Genomic DNA, 14,488 nt, shown 5'->3' with positions numbered 1-14,488 from the left:
TCAGTACCGGTAGTGGGCGGGCTTGTAGGGACCGTCCTTGGGCACATTGATGTAGGCAGCCTGCTGGTCGCTCAGGGTGGTGAGCTGCGCGTTGAGGGTGGTGAGCTGCAGCCGCGCGACATGCTCGTCGAGGTGCTTGGGCAGGGTGTACACGCCCACGGGATAGTCATCCGTCTTGGTGAACAGCTCGATCTGCGCCAGGGTCTGGTTGGCGAAGCTGGAGCTCATCACATAGCTCGGATGGCCGGTGCCGCAGCCCAGGTTCACCAGACGGCCCTTGGCCAGCAGGATGATGCGCTTGCCATCGGGAAAGATGACATGATCGACCTGCGGCTTGATTTCCTCCCACTGATACTTCTCGATGCCCGCGACGTCGATCTCGTTGTCGAAGTGGCCGATGTTGCAGACGATGGCCTGGTTCTTCATGCGGGCCATGTGGTCGTGGGTGATGACGTGGTAGTTGCCAGTGGCGGTGACGAAAATGTCCGCATGCTCACAGGCATAGTCCATGGTCACCACGCGGTAGCCTTCCATCGCCGCCTGCAGCGCGCAGATCGGATCGATCTCGGTCACCCACACCTGGGCCGAGAGCGCACGCAGCGCCTGCGCCGAGCCCTTGCCCACGTCGCCATAGCCCGCAACCACGGCGATCTTGCCCGCCACCATCACGTCGGTCGCACGCTTGATGCCGTCCACCAGCGACTCGCGGCAGCCGTAGAGATTGTCGAACTTGCTCTTGGTGACCGAGTCGTTGACATTGATCGCCGGGAACTTGAGCTCGCCGCGCTGGTGCATCTGGTAGAGGCGATGCACGCCAGTGGTGGTCTCCTCGGTCACGCCCTTGATGTGCGCAAGCCGGGTGGAGTACCACTTGGGCGAGGTCGCCAGCTTGGCCTTGATCGCGGCAAACAACACGCCCTCTTCCTCGCTGGTGGGGTGGTTGAGCACCGCAGCATCGGCCTCGGCCCGCGCACCCAGATGCAGCAGCAGCGTGGCGTCGCCGCCGTCGTCGAGGATCATGTTCGAGTAGCCACCATCCGTCCACTCGAAAATGCGGTGGGTGTAGTGCCAGTAGTCCTCGAGCGACTCGCCCTTGACCGCGAACACCGGCGTGCCGTTGGCGGCAATCGCCGCAGCGGCGTGATCCTGCGTGGAGAAGATGTTGCACGAGGCCCAGCGCACCTGCGCGCCCAGCGCCTGCAGGGTTTCGATCAGCACCGCGGTCTGGATGGTCATGTGCAGGCTGCCGGTGATGCGCGCGCCGCGCAGCGGCTGGCTGGCCGCGTATTCGTTGCGGATGGCCATCAGCGCGGGCATTTCGCTCTCGGCAATGGCGATCTCGCGTCGGCCCCAGTCGGCCAGGCCGATGTCGGCAATCACATAATCAGGGGAATTTTTCAAATCGACCACAGCGTTCATACACACTCCGAACAAAGTGGCCGGGAACGGATGCGCACCGCATCCCGCGCCCGGCACGGGTTGGGTGAGCGCCGTTGAAGGAAAGCGGCCGCGACTTTCAGCGGGCCACCTGCGATCAAAGTCCCGAGCCTGGCGACGGGTGGGGCCAAAAACCGCCACCCATGCGTTGCAACGCTCCTCGGGAAGTCGTGCATTCTATCGGTTCGCGCCCCGCGCGCGTCTGCCGATGAAATGCCCGCACAAACTTGGTTTTGAAACAGCCCTGCCCGAGCCCGCCCTACACCCGGGACGCCAAAGCCAGGCGCAGCCCCAGACCGACAAACACAACACCCGTCAGCCGTCGCACCCAATGCGCCAGGCGCTGCATGCGTCCCACGCCCGCCATGTGTCCACGCGCCCGCGCCGCCACCCAGGCCACGCCCAGGTTGAACAGGGTGCCATTCACGGTGAACACCACCCCGAGCAGGAGAAACGCCCAGCCCTGCCCACTCGTCGATGCACCGACGAACTGCGGCAGAAAGGCCAGGAAGAACAGCACGATTTTCGGATTCAGGACATTGGTCAGCACACCTTGCCAGAACACCGCCCGCGAGGTTGCAGCGGGCAGGCGCGCCGAGGCCAATGGAGGCGTCTGCGGCCGCGCACCCAGCAGCCCCATGCCCAGCCACACCAGATACGCCGCGCCCAGCCACTTCACCACACTGAACGCCAGATCGGATGCCGCAATCAACGCCGACAGTCCCACGGCCGCCGCAGTGACATGCACCAGGCAGCCCGCCCCCACGCCCAGCGCCGCCATGGCCCCCGCCCGCGCGCCCTGCTGCGCACTGCGCGACACGATGAACAGCATGTCCGCCCCTGGCGTCATGTTGAGCAACAGGCCCGAGAGCAGGAACAGGGTGAAGTGGTGAATGTCAGGCATGGGTGGAAATCCGCAAAAGGTGCAATCGAAGGGCTACAGCCAGCGCGAGCGCTTGAGCCAGTCATACAGCCCACCGCACAGCCCCACGGTGAAGACGATGAGTGCCGGATAGGCCCAGGGCAGATCCAGCTCGGGCATGTGGCGGAAGTTCATGCCGAACCAGCCGGTGAGCAGCGTGGGCACGGCCAGCAGCGCAGCCCAGCCAGCAATCCGCTTGACCACCTCGTTCTGCCCCAGAGTCACGAGCGACACCGAGACATTCATCGCCGCCGACAGCGTTTCGCGCAGCGCACCCACCGTGTCGTTGATGCGATTGGCATGGTCATTGACGTCGCGGAAATAGGGCCGCACGGCCTGGGGCATCAGCTCACCGGGCAGGCGCTGCAATTGCGCCAGCACGTCCTGCAGCGGCGCCACTGCCAGCCGCAGCCGGGTCAGCTCGCGCTGCATGGCGTACAGCCGCTTGAGCGTGCCGCGCGTACCCCGGCCCCTGCGCCAGCAGGGCGGCGTCCGGCTCGTACAGCCCCACCCAGACAAACCGGTCCGGCTGCGCAGGCATGTCGCTGATGTCCTCCAGCGCCACATCGCCCACCCGCTGTCCGCTGCGGTCATAGGCCACGCAGGCGCGGATGCGGTTGTCGGGCTTGGCAGTGTCAGGAGCAGACATGATGCGATTTGATGGCATGGATGAATCAGTCGGGGCGCGAGCAGGCAACAACCTGCACAGAGGGCCTATCGATAGACCTCGCGCCTGTTACCGATCTGCACCACAAGGACGCGCAGCACACTGTCCTGAATGTCACAAATCACCCGGCAATCCCCCACCCGGTAGCGCCAGAAACCACCAAGCGGGCCGGTCAATGCCTTACCCGTGCTCCGTGGGTTCTCAAGCCCGGCGATGCGCTCGTCCATGAAGTCAACAATGCGACGCGCCAACGGCTTGTCGAGCTTGCGCAGCTGTGTTTTGGCCGTCTCGGTGTAATCAATCGTCCAGGCCAAGGTCACTTCTCACATCAGCAGCGGAATGCACCTGCTCCTGCCCCTTGCGGACGCGCTCCAGCACGTCAGCAGCGAGGTAGTAGTCCTCCATTTCCTCGATGCCGCGTTCGATGATTTCGCGCAGGTAGTAAGCCTTGGTGCGCCCCGTATGGGATGCGAGGTTGTCAAGCCTTTGTTCGGTTTCAGGAGCGAGGCGAATTGAGGTTGCCATGTCGAGGCCTCCAATAGATACATGTATTCACTGTATCACAAGGGCGCAATCTTGACCAACTGGACCCATCCCCGCTCAGACGTCGCTGCGACTTGTCAAACCCCTGTCAGGCGCGAGAAAACGTCATGCCGCAGGTCCTGTTGCCAGCACGTCTGCCTTCGACATGGCCTCGTCAGCGCTGGCGCCGGAGGAAAGCAAGGCTGGAAGCTGGGGCACTTCAGCGATCCAGCGACGACCGACCTCTTGTTCATGCTGCGAGGATAGATTTGGCCCCATCGGTCCTGGTATGACCCCATCTGCTGTGGTACGCCTGTGTCGAGAGACCACCGCTCCCACTTTCTTGCGCCATCGCCGCGCTCCTGTCGATCCAGCCCTCGCGAAAAAAACCCCTTCGAAATCCCCTGCAGCCCAACCGGTCATCATCGAAACTTTTTTGCGAATCATTACTATTTGATAACGATTGACTTTTCTTCCAGGAGTTTGCGATGCGTTTTTCTCCCTCTTCCGGTTTGCTGCATTCGGTGGTCGCCGCAGTGAGCGGCCTGCTGTTGAGCGCGGTCGCCACTGTGGCGCTGGCTGGTCCCACCTGTACCGACAAGCCGCAATCGGCCTGGCTCGATAGCGCGAAGTTTCAGACCGACCTGAAGGCCAAGGGCTACGCGATCGACAAGTTCAAGACCACCAAGGGCAATTGCTACGAAATCTACGGCAAGGATGCAGCCGGCAAGAAAGTTGAAATCTATTTCAACCCGGTCGACGGCAAGGTCGTCAAGGAGGAGCGCCATTGAACAAGGCGCGCATCGCCCTGCCCCTGCGGCTGTGTCACTGGACGCTGGCCGCAAGTTGCCTTGCGGCCTGGGCAGTGGAATCCGCCTCGCGCAGCGCGCATGTCTGGCTGGGATATGTCGCCGCTGCAGCCGTGCTCTGGCGCATGGGATACGGACTGTGGGGGCCGCCAGACGCCCGGCTGAACACCTTGCTGCACAGCCCGCGCCGCCTGGTGCAGTGGCTGCGCGCCTTCCTCGCCGGGCGTGCAGCGCTCGCGCACGGCTACAACCCGCTGGCTGCGTGGAATGTTCTGGCAATGCTCGCCACGGTGCTGGCCCTTGGCATCGGCGGGTTTCTTCTGCGCACCGATGCATTCTGGGGCGACGAAACGCTGCAGACCCTGCACGCCCTCGCCTCGGATTTGCTCTGGAGCCTGGTCGCGTTGCACCTGCTCGGCCTGGCAGTGGGCAGCTGGCGAGCACGCTACCCGCTGCCGCTGGCGATGATCGACGGCAAGGAACCGCCGCACTGACACTTGCCGCGCCGCGCCCCGCCCGGACCGCGCTACGGCGCTGGGCCGTCCGAAATCACTGCCCCTTTTCTCCCTCGAGCCGCGGCAGATTCACGCCTTCGCTCACGGAAATCAGCCCCGTCCTGGCATAGATGCCGAGCTTGGCACGCGTGTCGGTGATGTCGAGATTGCGCAGAGTCAGTTGGCCGATGCGGTCAGCCGGGCTGAACGGCGCGTCTTCCACCTTTTCCATGCTCAGGCGTTCGGGTGCGTAGGTGAGGTTGGGGCTTTCGGTATTGAGAATGCTGTAGTCGTTGCCGCGGCGCAGTTCCAGCGTGACTTCGCCGGTGATCGCGCGCGCGACCCAGCGCTGCGCGGTTTCGCGCAGCATCATGGCCTGCGGATCGAACCAGCGGCCCTGGTACAGCAGGCGGCCGAGCTTCAGGCCATTGATCCGGTATTGCTCGATGGTGTCCTCGTTGTGGATGCCGGTGACCAGACGCTCATAGGCAATGTGCAGAAGCGCCATGCCCGGGGCTTCGTAAATGCCGCGGCTCTTTGCTTCGATGATGCGGTTCTCGATCTGGTCGCTCATGCCCAGGCCGTGGCGGCCGCCGATGGCGTTGGCCTCCAGAAACAGCGCCATCGGGTCGGCGAAGGTCCGGCCGTTGAGCGCCACGGGCTGCCCTTCCTCGAAGCGGATCGTCACTTCCTCGGCCTTCACGTCCACCTCGGGCTTCCAGAACGCCACGCCCATGATGGGGTTGACGATGCGAATGCCGCTGTTCAGGTGCTCCAGGTCCTTGGCCTCGTGCGTTGCGCCGAGCATGTTGCTGTCGGTGCTGTAGGCCTTCTCCACACTCATCTTGTAGTCGAAGCCATTGGCAATGAGGAACTCGCTCATCTCCTTGCGGCCACCGAGTTCGTCGATGAAGGTCTGATCCAGCCAGGGCTTGTAGATTTTCAGCGCGGGGTTGGTCAGCAGACCGTAGCGGTAGAAACGCTCGATGTCGTTGCCTTTGAAGGTGGAGCCATCGCCCCAGATGTGCACGTCGTCCTCTTTCATCGCCGCCACCAGCATGGTGCCCGTCACGGCGCGGCCCAGCGGGGTAGTGTTGAAGTAGGTGATGCCGCCGGTGGAGATGTGAAACGCGCCGCTCTGGATCGCGGCGATGCCTTCGTGCGCCAGTTGCTGGCGACAGTCGATCAGCCGCGCCTTGACCGCGCCGAAGCCCAGCGCCTTGCGCGGGATGTCGTCGTAGTCGCTCTCGTCGGGCTGGCCGAGGTTGGCGGTGTAGGCATAGGGCTGGGCACCCTTTTGTTTCATCCACAGCAGGGCGGCGGAGGTGTCGAGTCCGCCGGAGAAGGCGATGCCGACTTTTTGCCCGGTGGGCAGGCTTTGCAGAATGGTGGCCATGAGAGGAAGCGAGGTTACGCCGCGGATGCGCCGAAGTGGCAGATGTAGTGATAGGGCTCGGTCGTGCGAATCTCGAAGCGGGTGTTGCCCGGTACGCTGAAGCGCTCGCCCACACCGGACTTGACCCAGGTGTCGCTGCCCGGCAGCTTGTATTCGCAGGAGCCGGCCACGCATTCCATGATTTCGGGCGCGGCGGTGTTGAAGGTGAGTGTGGACGGCAGGATCACGCCGACCGACTTCTTGCTGCCGTCTGCCAGGGTGATGCCGTGGCTGATGCACTTGCCGTCGAAATACACATTGGCCTGGGTGTGGACGGTCACGCCGCCGAGTTCAGTGGTGCGCATGGAAGGGAGAGAAAAGAATGTCTGGAAAGGGCTATTCTATTGATCTTTACTTAATCAATGACACTACCAGAGCGTAGCCTGCATCCAGCATGCGGCAATGATCGAGGGGCGTTTCTGAGCGCTCTTGAGCTTGTTGCGCGCGGTCGTGTGCAGCTCGCTCAGGTCGGCGGGGCAGTAGTTGGCCAATGCGTGTCGCTTCAGCCAGGCCCACAGGTACTCCACCGGGTTCAGGTCCGGCGCGTAGGGCGGCAGGAACGCGATCTGGATGTACCCATCCAGGCTGTCGAGGTATTCGCGCACGAGCCGACTGCGATGCGCCTTGAGACCATCCCAGATCACCAGCAGCGGCTGCTTCAGATGGGCCTTGAGCGCTTTGAGGAATTCGACGATCTCCTCCTTCTTGATGCTGCCCTCGTGCAGCCGAAACAGACAGTTGGTGCGCGTCAAGCCGGCGATCACCGAGACGTGGTTCCAGTTGAAGTGGAACTGGATGATGGGTGTGTGCCCCCTGGGCGCCCAAGTGCGCACCCGGGTCGGGCGCTCGCTGATGCCCGATTCGTCCACGAAGACGATCAGGCGACCTTCTCGCTGGGCTTTTTTTTAAGCGCCGGCCAGGTGCTGCGCTTCCAACTGCGCACAGCCTCTTCGTCTCGCTCGATGGCGCGCTTCTCGGGCTTTTGCGGGCTAAAGCCCAGTGCGCCCAGAATGCGCCAGACATGCACTTCGCTGAAGGACACGCCGTACAGACGCTCGATGAGCAGACGCACCCGCTTGAGCGTCCATAACTCGGTTCCAAATCCGTGCTCGGTGGGCCGCTGCAACAGCGCGCGGCGCAACCCCTCCAGTTGCTGCGCATCCAGTTGCGCCGGGCGTCCTGGCGACATGGCGCGCAGCGCATCGATGCCGCCTTCATCGAGCCGGGCCTTCCAGGTGTACACGGTCTGGCGCGCCACCCCAACCGCCGCTGCTGCCTGTGCGGGCGTCTTGCCTGCCAGCAGCAATCGACCAGCTCGCACCCGTTTGCGTGTTGCCTCGTCCATCTTCTTTCTCATGCAACCAACCTCCAATCACGCTGATGATCGGATAACGTTTGAGTATGCTATTGGTTGTCATGTTTTATGTAAATCTCAATAGGAGGCCGCACCAAGCGGACGCGCACCCCATCCGCCCCTGTTGAACCCACATGCATCCACGTACCCTCTACCCCCCGATCGAGCCGTATCGCACCGGCATGCTCGACACCGGTGACGGCCACAGCATTTACTGGGAACTGTGCGGCAATCCGCAGGGCAAGCCTGCGGTGTTCCTGCACGGCGGGCCGGGCTCGGGGTGCTCGCCCGACCACCGGCGCCTGTTCGACCCGGCGCGTTACAACGTGCTGCTGTTCGACCAGCGCGGCTGCGGGCGCTCGACGCCGCATGCCAGCTTGGAAAACAACACGACCTGGCATCTGGTGGCCGACATCGAGCGGCTGCGCGCCCTGCTCGGTGTGGAGCGCTGGCTGGTGCTTGGCGGCTCCTGGGGCAGCACGCTGGCGCTGGCCTATGCGCAGACGCACCCCGAGCGGGTGTCGGCACTGGTGCTGCGCGGCATTTTCACCCTGCGCCGCGCCGAACTGCTGTGGTTCTATCAGGACGGCGCATCCTGGTTGTTTCCGGATTTCTGGGAAGATTTCATCGCCCCCATCCCCGAGGCCGAGCGCGGCGACCTGATTGCGGCCTACCGCAAGCGCCTGACCAGCCCCGACCCCGAAGAGCAACTGGCCTGCGCGCGGGCCTGGAGCGTGTGGGAAGGCCGCACCATCCGCCTGCTGCCGAGCGAGAACAACATCGTGCAGCACGCGCAGGACGCGTTCTCGCTCGCGTTCGCCCGCATCGAGAACCATTATTTTGTCCATGCGGGCTGGATGGAGGCGGGCCAGCTGATCCGCAACGCAAGCAGGCTGGCGGGCATTCCCGGCGTGATCGTGCAGGGGCGCTACGACGTCTGCACCCCGATGCGCACCGCCTGGGAGCTGCACCGCGCCTGGCCGCAGGCAGAGTTTCAGCTCGTGCCCGACGCCGGGCACGCCTACAACGAACCGGGCATTCTGTCGCGCCTGATCGACGCGACCGATCGCTTCGCGGCCTGAAGCCCGGATTGCGGTTGGTCAGGCCGTTGCCGCGGCGCGCAGTGCGCCCAGCCCCGCGTCCTCGCGCAGCAGCGCGGCGCGGTCGGTGGCCTCCCAGCTGAATTCGGGCTCGTCACGGCCGAAATGGCCGTAGGACGCGGTCTTCTCATAGATCGGCCGGCGCAGGTCGAGCATCTGGATGATGCCCTTAGGGCGCAGGTCGAAGTGACGCCGCACGAGTTGTTCGAGCCTGGCGTCGTCGATCACCCCGGTGCCCTGCGTCGTGACCATGATGCTGGTGGGCTGCGCCACGCCAATAGCGTAGGAAATCTGCACCAGACACTTCTTCGCCAGCCCCGCGGCGACGATGTTCTTCGCCACATACCGCGCGGCATAGGCGGCGGAGCGGTCGACCTTGGTCGGGTCCTTGCCGGAGAATGCGCCGCCACCGTGCGGAGCGCCGCCGCCATAGGTGTCGACGATGATCTTGCGCCCGGTCAGCCCGCAGTCGCCCTGCGGCCCGCCAACGACGAAGCGGCCCGTCGGGTTGATCAGGTACTTGACCTCGCCGCGCATGAGCTCGGGCGGCAGCACCGGCTTGATGATGTGCTCGATCACCGCTTCGCGCAGGTCGGCCATCTCGATGTCGGGCGCGTGTTGGGTGGACAGCACCACGGTGTCGATCGCCACCGGCACGCCGTTCTCATAACGGAAGGTGATCTGGCTCTTGGCATCGGGCCGCAGCCACGGCAGCCGCCCGTCGCGGCGCAGCTGGCTTTGACGCTCGACCAGGCGGTGCGCGTAATAGATCGGCGCGGGCATCAGCTCGGGCGTTTCGTCGCAGGCATAGCCGAACATCAGCCCCTGATCGCCCGCGCCCTGGTCGAGGTTGTCGTCGTGCGCGCTGTTCACACCCTGCGCGATGTCGGGGCTCTGCTTGTCGTAGGCCACCAGCACCGCGCAGCTCTTGTGGTCGATGCCGAAGTCGGCGTCGTCGTAGCCGATGCGCTTCAGGGTGTTGCGCGCGACCTGGATGTAGTCGACTACCGCGTTGGTGGTGATTTCGCCTGCGAGCACGATCAGCCCGGTGTTGGCCAGCGTCTCGGCGGCCACGCGCGCGGTGGGGTCCTGCGCCAGGATGGCGTCGAGGATGGCGTCGGAAATCTGGTCGGCCACCTTGTCGGGATGGCCTTCAGAGACGGATTCGGAGGTGAACAGGAAGTGGTTTGCCATGACGGCCCTCTCTCACGGTTGGTCTGACGCCACCGTCTGGGTCTCGCACGGCGACGCTTTAGCGGACTGCTGTGCAGCGCACCGATTGGCGCACTGCTCCTGCCACCCCGCAAGTTGTCATTAACTCGGTGGCATTGCGCTGCATTCTATGCCTGCAGCAAAGCCGCGCCAATCCGTAACATGGCACCCTTTGCACTGCAGGGACATCATGCTGCTTCGCGTTTTCCGCTGGCTATCCGTCTTGCCTCTGGGCCTGCTTCAGGCCCTCGGGGCGGCGCTTGGGATGACGGTTTATGCAGCATCGGGCACCTACCGCCAGCGCCTGCGGGCCAATCTGCAGCAGGCAGGGTATGAACCGAGGTTGCTGGCGCGCAAGGCGGCAGCGCAAGCCGGGCGCATGGTCGGCGAGCTGCCTGCAGTGTGGTTTCGGCAAGGGCACAAGGCGCCAGTCCACCGGGTGCGGGTGATCGGCAAGGAGCATGTGGACGCGGCGCGTGCGCAAGGCCAGGGCGTGCTCTACCTCACGCCACATTTGGGTTGTTTCGACGTGTCGGCGCAGAGCGCCTCGGCCTGGGGCCCGATCACGGTGATGTACCGCCCGCCGCGCAAGGCCGCGCTGCAGCCCGTGGCGCTGGCTTCGCGTCAGCGGCACAACCTCGCCATCGCACCCGCAAACCTGGCCGGGGTGCGGCAATTGCTGCGCGCGCTGCGCGCAGGCGAGGCGGTGGGCCTGCTGCCCGATCAGGCCCCCAGCAGCGGCGAAGGCGTGTGGGCCGATTTCTTTGGTCGCCCTGCCTACACCATGACCCTGCCGGCCCGGCTGGTGCAGCTGGGCAACGCCCGCATCATTCTGGCCTCGGCGCTGCGTCTGCCGCGCGGGCGGGGTTACACCCTGCTGCTGGAACCCTTCCCGCAGGCGCTCGACGCCGATCCGCAGCGCGCCGCCACGCAGATCAACCACGCGCTGGAGGCGCTGATCCGCCGCTGCCCGGAGCAATACCTGTGGGGCTACAACCGCTACAAGCGCCCACCGGGCGCCCCGCCCCCGCCGGAGGCCGCAGCATGAAAGCACTGCTTGCCCGACTGAGCATTGCGCTGATCTGGTTGCTGCACCTGCTGCCCTATCCGCTGCTGGCGGCGCTGGGCGCGGTGGTGGGCTGGCTGCTGTGGCCGCTGGCGCGGTCACGTCGGCGCATCACGCTGCGCAATCTGCAGTTGTGCTTTCCCGACTGGAGCGCGGCGCAGCAGCGCGCGGTCGGGCGCCGGCATTTCGTCTACGTGGCACGCGCGTTCCTGGAGCGCGGAGTACTGTGGTACGCCAGCCCACGGCGGCTGCGACGGCTGCTGCATCTCGACGGCGCGGTGACCGAGGCGCTCGACGGCAGCCGCAACACCCTGCTGCTGGGTTTTCACTTCGAGGGGCTGGACGCCGGATGGACGGCGCTCAGCCTGGTGGCGCCGCGCCCGGTCTCGGGCATGTACACCCCGCAGAAGAACAAGGTGCTCGATGACTGGGTGGTGGCGCGGCGCAGCCGTTTTCACACCGCAGCCATCGTCTCGCGGCACGACGGTGCGGCAGCCATGCTGCGGCAGTTGCGCGCCGGCGTGCCGTTCTACACCTTGCCCGACATGGATTTCGGCCTGCGCAGTTCGCGCTTCATCGACTTTTTCGGCGTGCCCGCTGCCACACTGGACGTGGCGCCACGACTGGCGGCGTCGGCCAATGCGCGGGTGTATCCGGTGGTCACCCGCATCCTGCCCGGCGCGCGCGGCTATGCCATCACGGTGCATCCGGCCTGGAGCGATTTCCCTGCGCTGGACGAAAAGGGCAAGCCCGCCGACATCGACGCCGATCTGCGGCGCATGAACCGCTTCATCGAAGAGCAGGTGCGCACCATGCCTGCGCAATACCATTGGGTGCACAAGCGCTTCAAGAATCGCCCCGAAGGCGAGCCCTCTCTGTACTGACCATGCAACTCGCGTTCACCAAAATGCACGGCGCCGGCAACGACTTTGTCGTGCTCGACGCCACCCGCGCGCGCCTCGCGCTGAGCGCGGCGCAGTTGCGGCTGCTCGCCGACCGACACTTCGGCGTGGGTGCCGACCAGATCCTGCTGGTCGAGCCGGCGCCCCAGCCCGGGGTGGATTTCCGCTACCGGATCTTCAACGCCGACGGCGGCGAGGTCGAACAGTGCGGCAATGGTGCGCGCTGCTTCGTCGCCTATGTGCATGGCAAGGGCCTGACGACCAAGCGCCGCATCCGGGTGCAGACGCTCGCGGGCGTGATCGCGCCCGAACTCCAGCCCGACGGCCGCGTCACCGTGGACATGGGCGCGCCGGTATTCGAACTGCCGCAAGTCCCGTTCGACGCCAGCGGGCTGTCGCCGCGGCAGGTGGACGGCTGGGAGCAGTGGCCGCTGGACTTGCCCGGCGCGACCGTCTGGGTCAGCGTGCTGTCGATGGGCAATCCGCACGCGGTGCAGCGCGTGACCGACATCGACGCCGCGCCGGTGGCGGAGCATGGCCCGCAGATCGAGCATCACCCGCGCTTTGCCCGGCGGGTCAACGCCGGGTTCATGCAGATCGTCGATCCGCAGCACATCCGCCTGCGGGTGTGGGAGCGCGGCGCCGGCGAAACCCTGGCCTGCGGCACCGGAGCGTGCGCTGCGGTCGTCGCCGGCTTGCGCCACGGCTGGCTGCAGGGCGCGGTCGATGTGCAGACCCGCGGCGGGCTGCTGACCATTTCCTGGGCCGGGCCGGGCCACGCCGTGCACATGACCGGCCCGGCCACCTTTGTTTTTGACGGCACGATCGACCTTCCCGATCTGCCCTGATGGAGATCCCCGCATGGAACTGAGCGAACACGACCTGGCCGCCTATCTCGCCGCCCACCCCGAATTTTTCGAGCGCCATGCCGAGCTGCTCACCACGGTGCAGCTCCACAGCCCGCACGGCAACCGCGCGGTGTCGCTGCAGGAACGCCAGATGGAAATGCTGCGCGACAAGATGCGTACCCTGGAGCACCGCCTGGCAGCGATGATGCGCAACGCCGTGGACAACGAAGCGCTGGCGGGCAAGCTGTTGCTGTGGGCACGCGACCTGATCCTGGCACAGCAGGGCGCACCGGAGCAGTTGCCGCACACCCTGCAGGAAGCACTGAAGGCGAGTTTCGACCTGCCGATGACCGCACTCAAGCTCTGGCCGGTGCGCGAGCAATTCGCCGCACTCGATTTCGCCACCGGGGTGAGCGATGACGCCAAGACCTTCGCCGCCAGTCTGGCGGCGCCCTTCGTCGGTCCCAATCCCGGCTTCGAGGCCACGCACTGGCTGGCTGATGCGCAAATGGCGCAGTCCCTCGCCCTCATCCCCCTGCAGAACCCGCACACCAGCATGTGCATGGGGCTGCTGGTGCTGGCCTCGCCAGACACCCAGCGCTTCACCGCCGATATGGGCACAGACTTTCTCACCCACATCAGCCAGCTCTCCAGCGCTGCACTCGTGGGATTGCTGGCGCGGTAGAACGTGGCAGAGGGCGCGCTGTCCATGGCCACGCATCAGGCGCCAGCGCCCGCCCCTGCCGACTTGCGCGCACTGGCCGTGCAGTATCTCGCCCATGCGCAGACCGAGCGCCGTCTGGCCGAGGGCACCCTGGTCAACTACCGGCGCGACCTCGACGACCTGCTGCAGCGCGCGGAGCACCTGGGCAACATGCCGATCGAATCCGCCCACATCCGCCGCTGGGCTGCGCAATTGCACGCCGACGGCATGAGCCCGCGCGCCATCGCGGCCCGGCTGTCGGCCTGGCGCAGCTTTTTCCGCTGGATGGGTCGAAACGGCGATGTTGCCGCCAACCCGGTGCAGGACGTGCGCGCGCCCAAGGCCGCCAAGCCGCTGCCCAAGGCGCTGTCGGTCGATCAGGCCGTGGCACTTGCCGCCTATATGCCTGAATCAACAGGGTCGACCGCAGCGCAGGCGCGCAACCGCGACGACGCTGCCGCTCGCAACGCCCGCGTGCATGCCATCGCCGAACTGCTGTACTCCAGCGGCCTGCGCGTGTCCGAACTCACCGGGCTCGATCTGCGTGCCAGCGCCACCGCGCGCGGCTGGATCGACTGGGACGCGGCAGAGGCCACCGTGACCGGCAAGGGCAACAAGCGCCGCAGCGTGCCCATCGGCCAGCCCGCGCTGCAGGCGCTGCGGCAGTGGCTCGCGCACCGCGCCACACTTTTGCGTTCCGACGCCGATGCCGACGCACAGGCCGCGCTGTTTCTCGGCGCGCGTGGCGGACGCATCACCCCGCAGCGGGTCTGGCTGGAACTGCGCGAGCACGCCAAGGCGGCCGGTCTGGACGCCCGTGTGCATCCGCACATGCTGCGCCACTCCTTTGCCTCGCATGTGCTGCAGTCCAGCGGCGATCTGCGCGCAGTGCAAGAATTGCTGGGTCATTCCAGCATCGCCACCACGCAGGTCTACACCCGCCTGGACTTTCAACATCTGGCCAAGGTCTATGACGCCGCCCACCCGCGTGCGCGCAAGAAGACCTGAGCCTGCCGC

Annotated in this window: 18 protein-coding genes and 1 riboswitch; of the genes, 8 read left to right on the top strand and 10 right to left on the bottom strand. The window is 65.6% G+C overall.

The genetic code is table 11. The features are described from left to right. The 6 genes from ahcY to relB all read right to left on the bottom strand — a co-directional run bounded on the left by ahcY (position 1) and on the right by relB (position 3,551). Entirely contained in the window at positions 1 to 1,419 is a 1,419-nt protein-coding gene (gene ahcY, locus AC1ZQA_RS05215; RefSeq protein WP_482678758.1) for an adenosylhomocysteinase, read from the bottom strand. Between the two features lie 59 nt (positions 1,420 to 1,478). After that, positions 1,479 to 1,605, bottom strand: a riboswitch (S-adenosyl-L-homocysteine riboswitch). Positions 1,606 to 1,696: 91 nt separating this feature from the next. Beyond that, complete coding sequence (locus AC1ZQA_RS05210; protein ID WP_482678757.1) at positions 1,697 to 2,341, bottom strand: LysE family translocator; 645 nt, start codon at positions 2,339 to 2,341, stop codon at positions 1,697 to 1,699. A gap of 33 nt (positions 2,342 to 2,374) precedes the next feature. Beyond that, the gene (locus AC1ZQA_RS05205) at positions 2,375 to 2,791 is read right to left on the bottom strand and encodes a CorA family divalent cation transporter (protein WP_482678756.1); all 417 of its coding nucleotides are present in this window, start codon (positions 2,789 to 2,791) and stop codon (positions 2,375 to 2,377) included. Beyond that, a complete protein-coding gene (locus AC1ZQA_RS05200; protein WP_482678755.1) occupies positions 2,709 to 3,008 on the bottom strand; it encodes a hypothetical protein in 300 nt (99 codons plus the stop codon). Before AC1ZQA_RS05200 ends, AC1ZQA_RS05205 begins: the two co-directional genes overlap by 83 nt. Before the next feature lie 65 nt (positions 3,009 to 3,073). After that, entirely contained in the window at positions 3,074 to 3,346 is a 273-nt protein-coding gene (locus tag AC1ZQA_RS05195) for a type II toxin-antitoxin system RelE family toxin (protein WP_482678754.1), read from the bottom strand. After that, positions 3,324 to 3,551, bottom strand: coding sequence for a type II toxin-antitoxin system RelB family antitoxin (gene relB, locus AC1ZQA_RS05190; protein WP_482678753.1), 228 nt, complete (start codon positions 3,549 to 3,551; stop codon positions 3,324 to 3,326). Before relB ends, AC1ZQA_RS05195 begins: the two co-directional genes overlap by 23 nt. 485 nt (positions 3,552 to 4,036) lie before the next feature. On the opposite strand from relB, the gene AC1ZQA_RS05185 reads away from it, so the two are divergent. Together AC1ZQA_RS05185 and AC1ZQA_RS05180 are read left to right on the top strand one after the other, a co-directional pair. Then, positions 4,037 to 4,339 carry a PepSY domain-containing protein gene (locus tag AC1ZQA_RS05185; RefSeq protein ID WP_482678752.1) on the top strand — a complete coding sequence of 101 codons (303 nt, stop codon included), beginning with the start codon at positions 4,037 to 4,039 and terminating at the stop codon, positions 4,337 to 4,339. Continuing rightward, positions 4,336 to 4,851 carry a cytochrome b/b6 domain-containing protein gene (locus tag AC1ZQA_RS05180; protein ID WP_482678751.1) on the top strand — a complete coding sequence of 172 codons (516 nt, stop codon included), beginning with the start codon at positions 4,336 to 4,338 and terminating at the stop codon, positions 4,849 to 4,851. The genes AC1ZQA_RS05185 and AC1ZQA_RS05180 overlap by 4 nt, the downstream gene beginning before the upstream one ends. 55 nt (positions 4,852 to 4,906) lie before the next feature. On the opposite strand, the gene argG is transcribed toward AC1ZQA_RS05180, so the two are convergent. The 3 genes from argG to AC1ZQA_RS05165 form a co-directional block, all read right to left on the bottom strand. Continuing rightward, positions 4,907 to 6,247, bottom strand: a complete 1,341-nt coding sequence (gene argG / locus AC1ZQA_RS05175) for an argininosuccinate synthase (RefSeq protein ID WP_482678750.1) — start codon at positions 6,245 to 6,247, stop codon at positions 4,907 to 4,909. A gap of 14 nt (positions 6,248 to 6,261) precedes the next feature. Further along, entirely contained in the window at positions 6,262 to 6,591 is a 330-nt protein-coding gene (ppnP, locus tag AC1ZQA_RS05170; protein ID WP_482678749.1) for a pyrimidine/purine nucleoside phosphorylase, read from the bottom strand. A 63-nt stretch (positions 6,592 to 6,654) separates the two neighbouring features. Then, positions 6,655 to 7,643 (bottom strand): IS630 family transposase gene (locus AC1ZQA_RS05165; RefSeq protein ID WP_482678241.1). Its coding sequence is split into 2 segments (ribosomal slippage): positions 6,655 to 7,184 and positions 7,184 to 7,643, totalling 990 coding nucleotides; the frame shifts between segments, so codons are not numbered across the junction. A gap of 131 nt (positions 7,644 to 7,774) precedes the next feature. Between AC1ZQA_RS05165 and pip the strand changes: the two genes are divergently transcribed. Next, the gene (gene pip / locus AC1ZQA_RS05160) at positions 7,775 to 8,722 is read left to right on the top strand and encodes a prolyl aminopeptidase (RefSeq protein WP_482678748.1); all 948 of its coding nucleotides are present in this window, start codon (positions 7,775 to 7,777) and stop codon (positions 8,720 to 8,722) included. 18 nt (positions 8,723 to 8,740) lie between these two features. Here the strand turns inward: pip and metK are convergent, their stop codons facing one another. Further along, positions 8,741 to 9,934, bottom strand: coding sequence for a methionine adenosyltransferase (gene metK / locus AC1ZQA_RS05155; RefSeq protein WP_482678747.1), 1,194 nt, complete (start codon positions 9,932 to 9,934; stop codon positions 8,741 to 8,743). A gap of 208 nt (positions 9,935 to 10,142) precedes the next feature. Here metK and AC1ZQA_RS05150 point away from each other — a divergent pair, with 208 nt between their 5' ends. Genes AC1ZQA_RS05150 through AC1ZQA_RS05130 form a run of 5 tightly spaced genes read left to right on the top strand, consistent with a single transcriptional unit; the run spans position 10,143 to position 14,479 of the window. Beyond that, complete coding sequence (locus tag AC1ZQA_RS05150) at positions 10,143 to 11,000, top strand: lysophospholipid acyltransferase family protein (protein ID WP_482678746.1); 858 nt, start codon at positions 10,143 to 10,145, stop codon at positions 10,998 to 11,000. Continuing rightward, positions 10,997 to 11,902, top strand: coding sequence for an LpxL/LpxP family acyltransferase (locus AC1ZQA_RS05145; RefSeq protein WP_482678745.1), 906 nt, complete (start codon positions 10,997 to 10,999; stop codon positions 11,900 to 11,902). The genes AC1ZQA_RS05150 and AC1ZQA_RS05145 overlap by 4 nt, the downstream gene beginning before the upstream one ends. Positions 11,903 to 11,904: 2 nt before the next feature. Continuing rightward, on the top strand, positions 11,905 to 12,768 hold the full coding sequence (gene dapF / locus AC1ZQA_RS05140) for a diaminopimelate epimerase (RefSeq protein ID WP_482678744.1): 864 nt from the start codon (positions 11,905 to 11,907) through the stop codon (positions 12,766 to 12,768). Between the two features lie 13 nt (positions 12,769 to 12,781). Beyond that, positions 12,782 to 13,453, top strand: coding sequence for a DUF484 family protein (locus AC1ZQA_RS05135; protein ID WP_482678743.1), 672 nt, complete (start codon positions 12,782 to 12,784; stop codon positions 13,451 to 13,453). Between the two features lie 24 nt (positions 13,454 to 13,477). Further along, on the top strand, positions 13,478 to 14,479 hold the full coding sequence (locus tag AC1ZQA_RS05130) for a tyrosine recombinase XerC (RefSeq protein ID WP_482678742.1): 1,002 nt from the start codon (positions 13,478 to 13,480) through the stop codon (positions 14,477 to 14,479). Positions 14,480 to 14,488: the final 9 nt, after the last annotated feature.

The sequence above is a fragment of the Thiomonas sp. DCM-2 genome, from assembly GCF_056820905.1.
Note: the sequence above shows the minus strand (reverse complement) of the source record. Positions and strands in the feature narration are given on the sequence as shown.

Coding starts and splice junctions, on each gene's coding strand:
- ppnP (WP_482678749.1), bottom strand. CDS start 6,591: ATGCGCACCACTGAACTCGGCGGCGTGACCGTCCACACCCAGGCCAAT.
- relB (WP_482678753.1), bottom strand. CDS start 3,551: ATGGCAACCTCAATTCGCCTCGCTCCTGAAACCGAACAAAGGCTTGAC.
- AC1ZQA_RS05200 (WP_482678755.1), bottom strand. CDS start 3,008: ATGTCTGCTCCTGACACTGCCAAGCCCGACAACCGCATCCGCGCCTGC.
- metK (WP_482678747.1), bottom strand. CDS start 9,934: ATGGCAAACCACTTCCTGTTCACCTCCGAATCCGTCTCTGAAGGCCAT.
- AC1ZQA_RS05150 (WP_482678746.1), top strand. CDS start 10,143: ATGCTGCTTCGCGTTTTCCGCTGGCTATCCGTCTTGCCTCTGGGCCTG.
- AC1ZQA_RS05135 (WP_482678743.1), top strand. CDS start 12,782: ATGGAACTGAGCGAACACGACCTGGCCGCCTATCTCGCCGCCCACCCC.
- ahcY (WP_482678758.1), bottom strand. CDS start 1,419: ATGAACGCTGTGGTCGATTTGAAAAATTCCCCTGATTATGTGATTGCC.
- AC1ZQA_RS05145 (WP_482678745.1), top strand. CDS start 10,997: ATGAAAGCACTGCTTGCCCGACTGAGCATTGCGCTGATCTGGTTGCTG.
- dapF (WP_482678744.1), top strand. CDS start 11,905: ATGCAACTCGCGTTCACCAAAATGCACGGCGCCGGCAACGACTTTGTC.
- AC1ZQA_RS05130 (WP_482678742.1), top strand. CDS start 13,478: ATGGCCACGCATCAGGCGCCAGCGCCCGCCCCTGCCGACTTGCGCGCA.
- AC1ZQA_RS05185 (WP_482678752.1), top strand. CDS start 4,037: ATGCGTTTTTCTCCCTCTTCCGGTTTGCTGCATTCGGTGGTCGCCGCA.
- pip (WP_482678748.1), top strand. CDS start 7,775: ATGCATCCACGTACCCTCTACCCCCCGATCGAGCCGTATCGCACCGGC.
- AC1ZQA_RS05210 (WP_482678757.1), bottom strand. CDS start 2,341: ATGCCTGACATTCACCACTTCACCCTGTTCCTGCTCTCGGGCCTGTTG.
- argG (WP_482678750.1), bottom strand. CDS start 6,247: ATGGCCACCATTCTGCAAAGCCTGCCCACCGGGCAAAAAGTCGGCATC.
- AC1ZQA_RS05205 (WP_482678756.1), bottom strand. CDS start 2,791: ATGCAGCGCGAGCTGACCCGGCTGCGGCTGGCAGTGGCGCCGCTGCAG.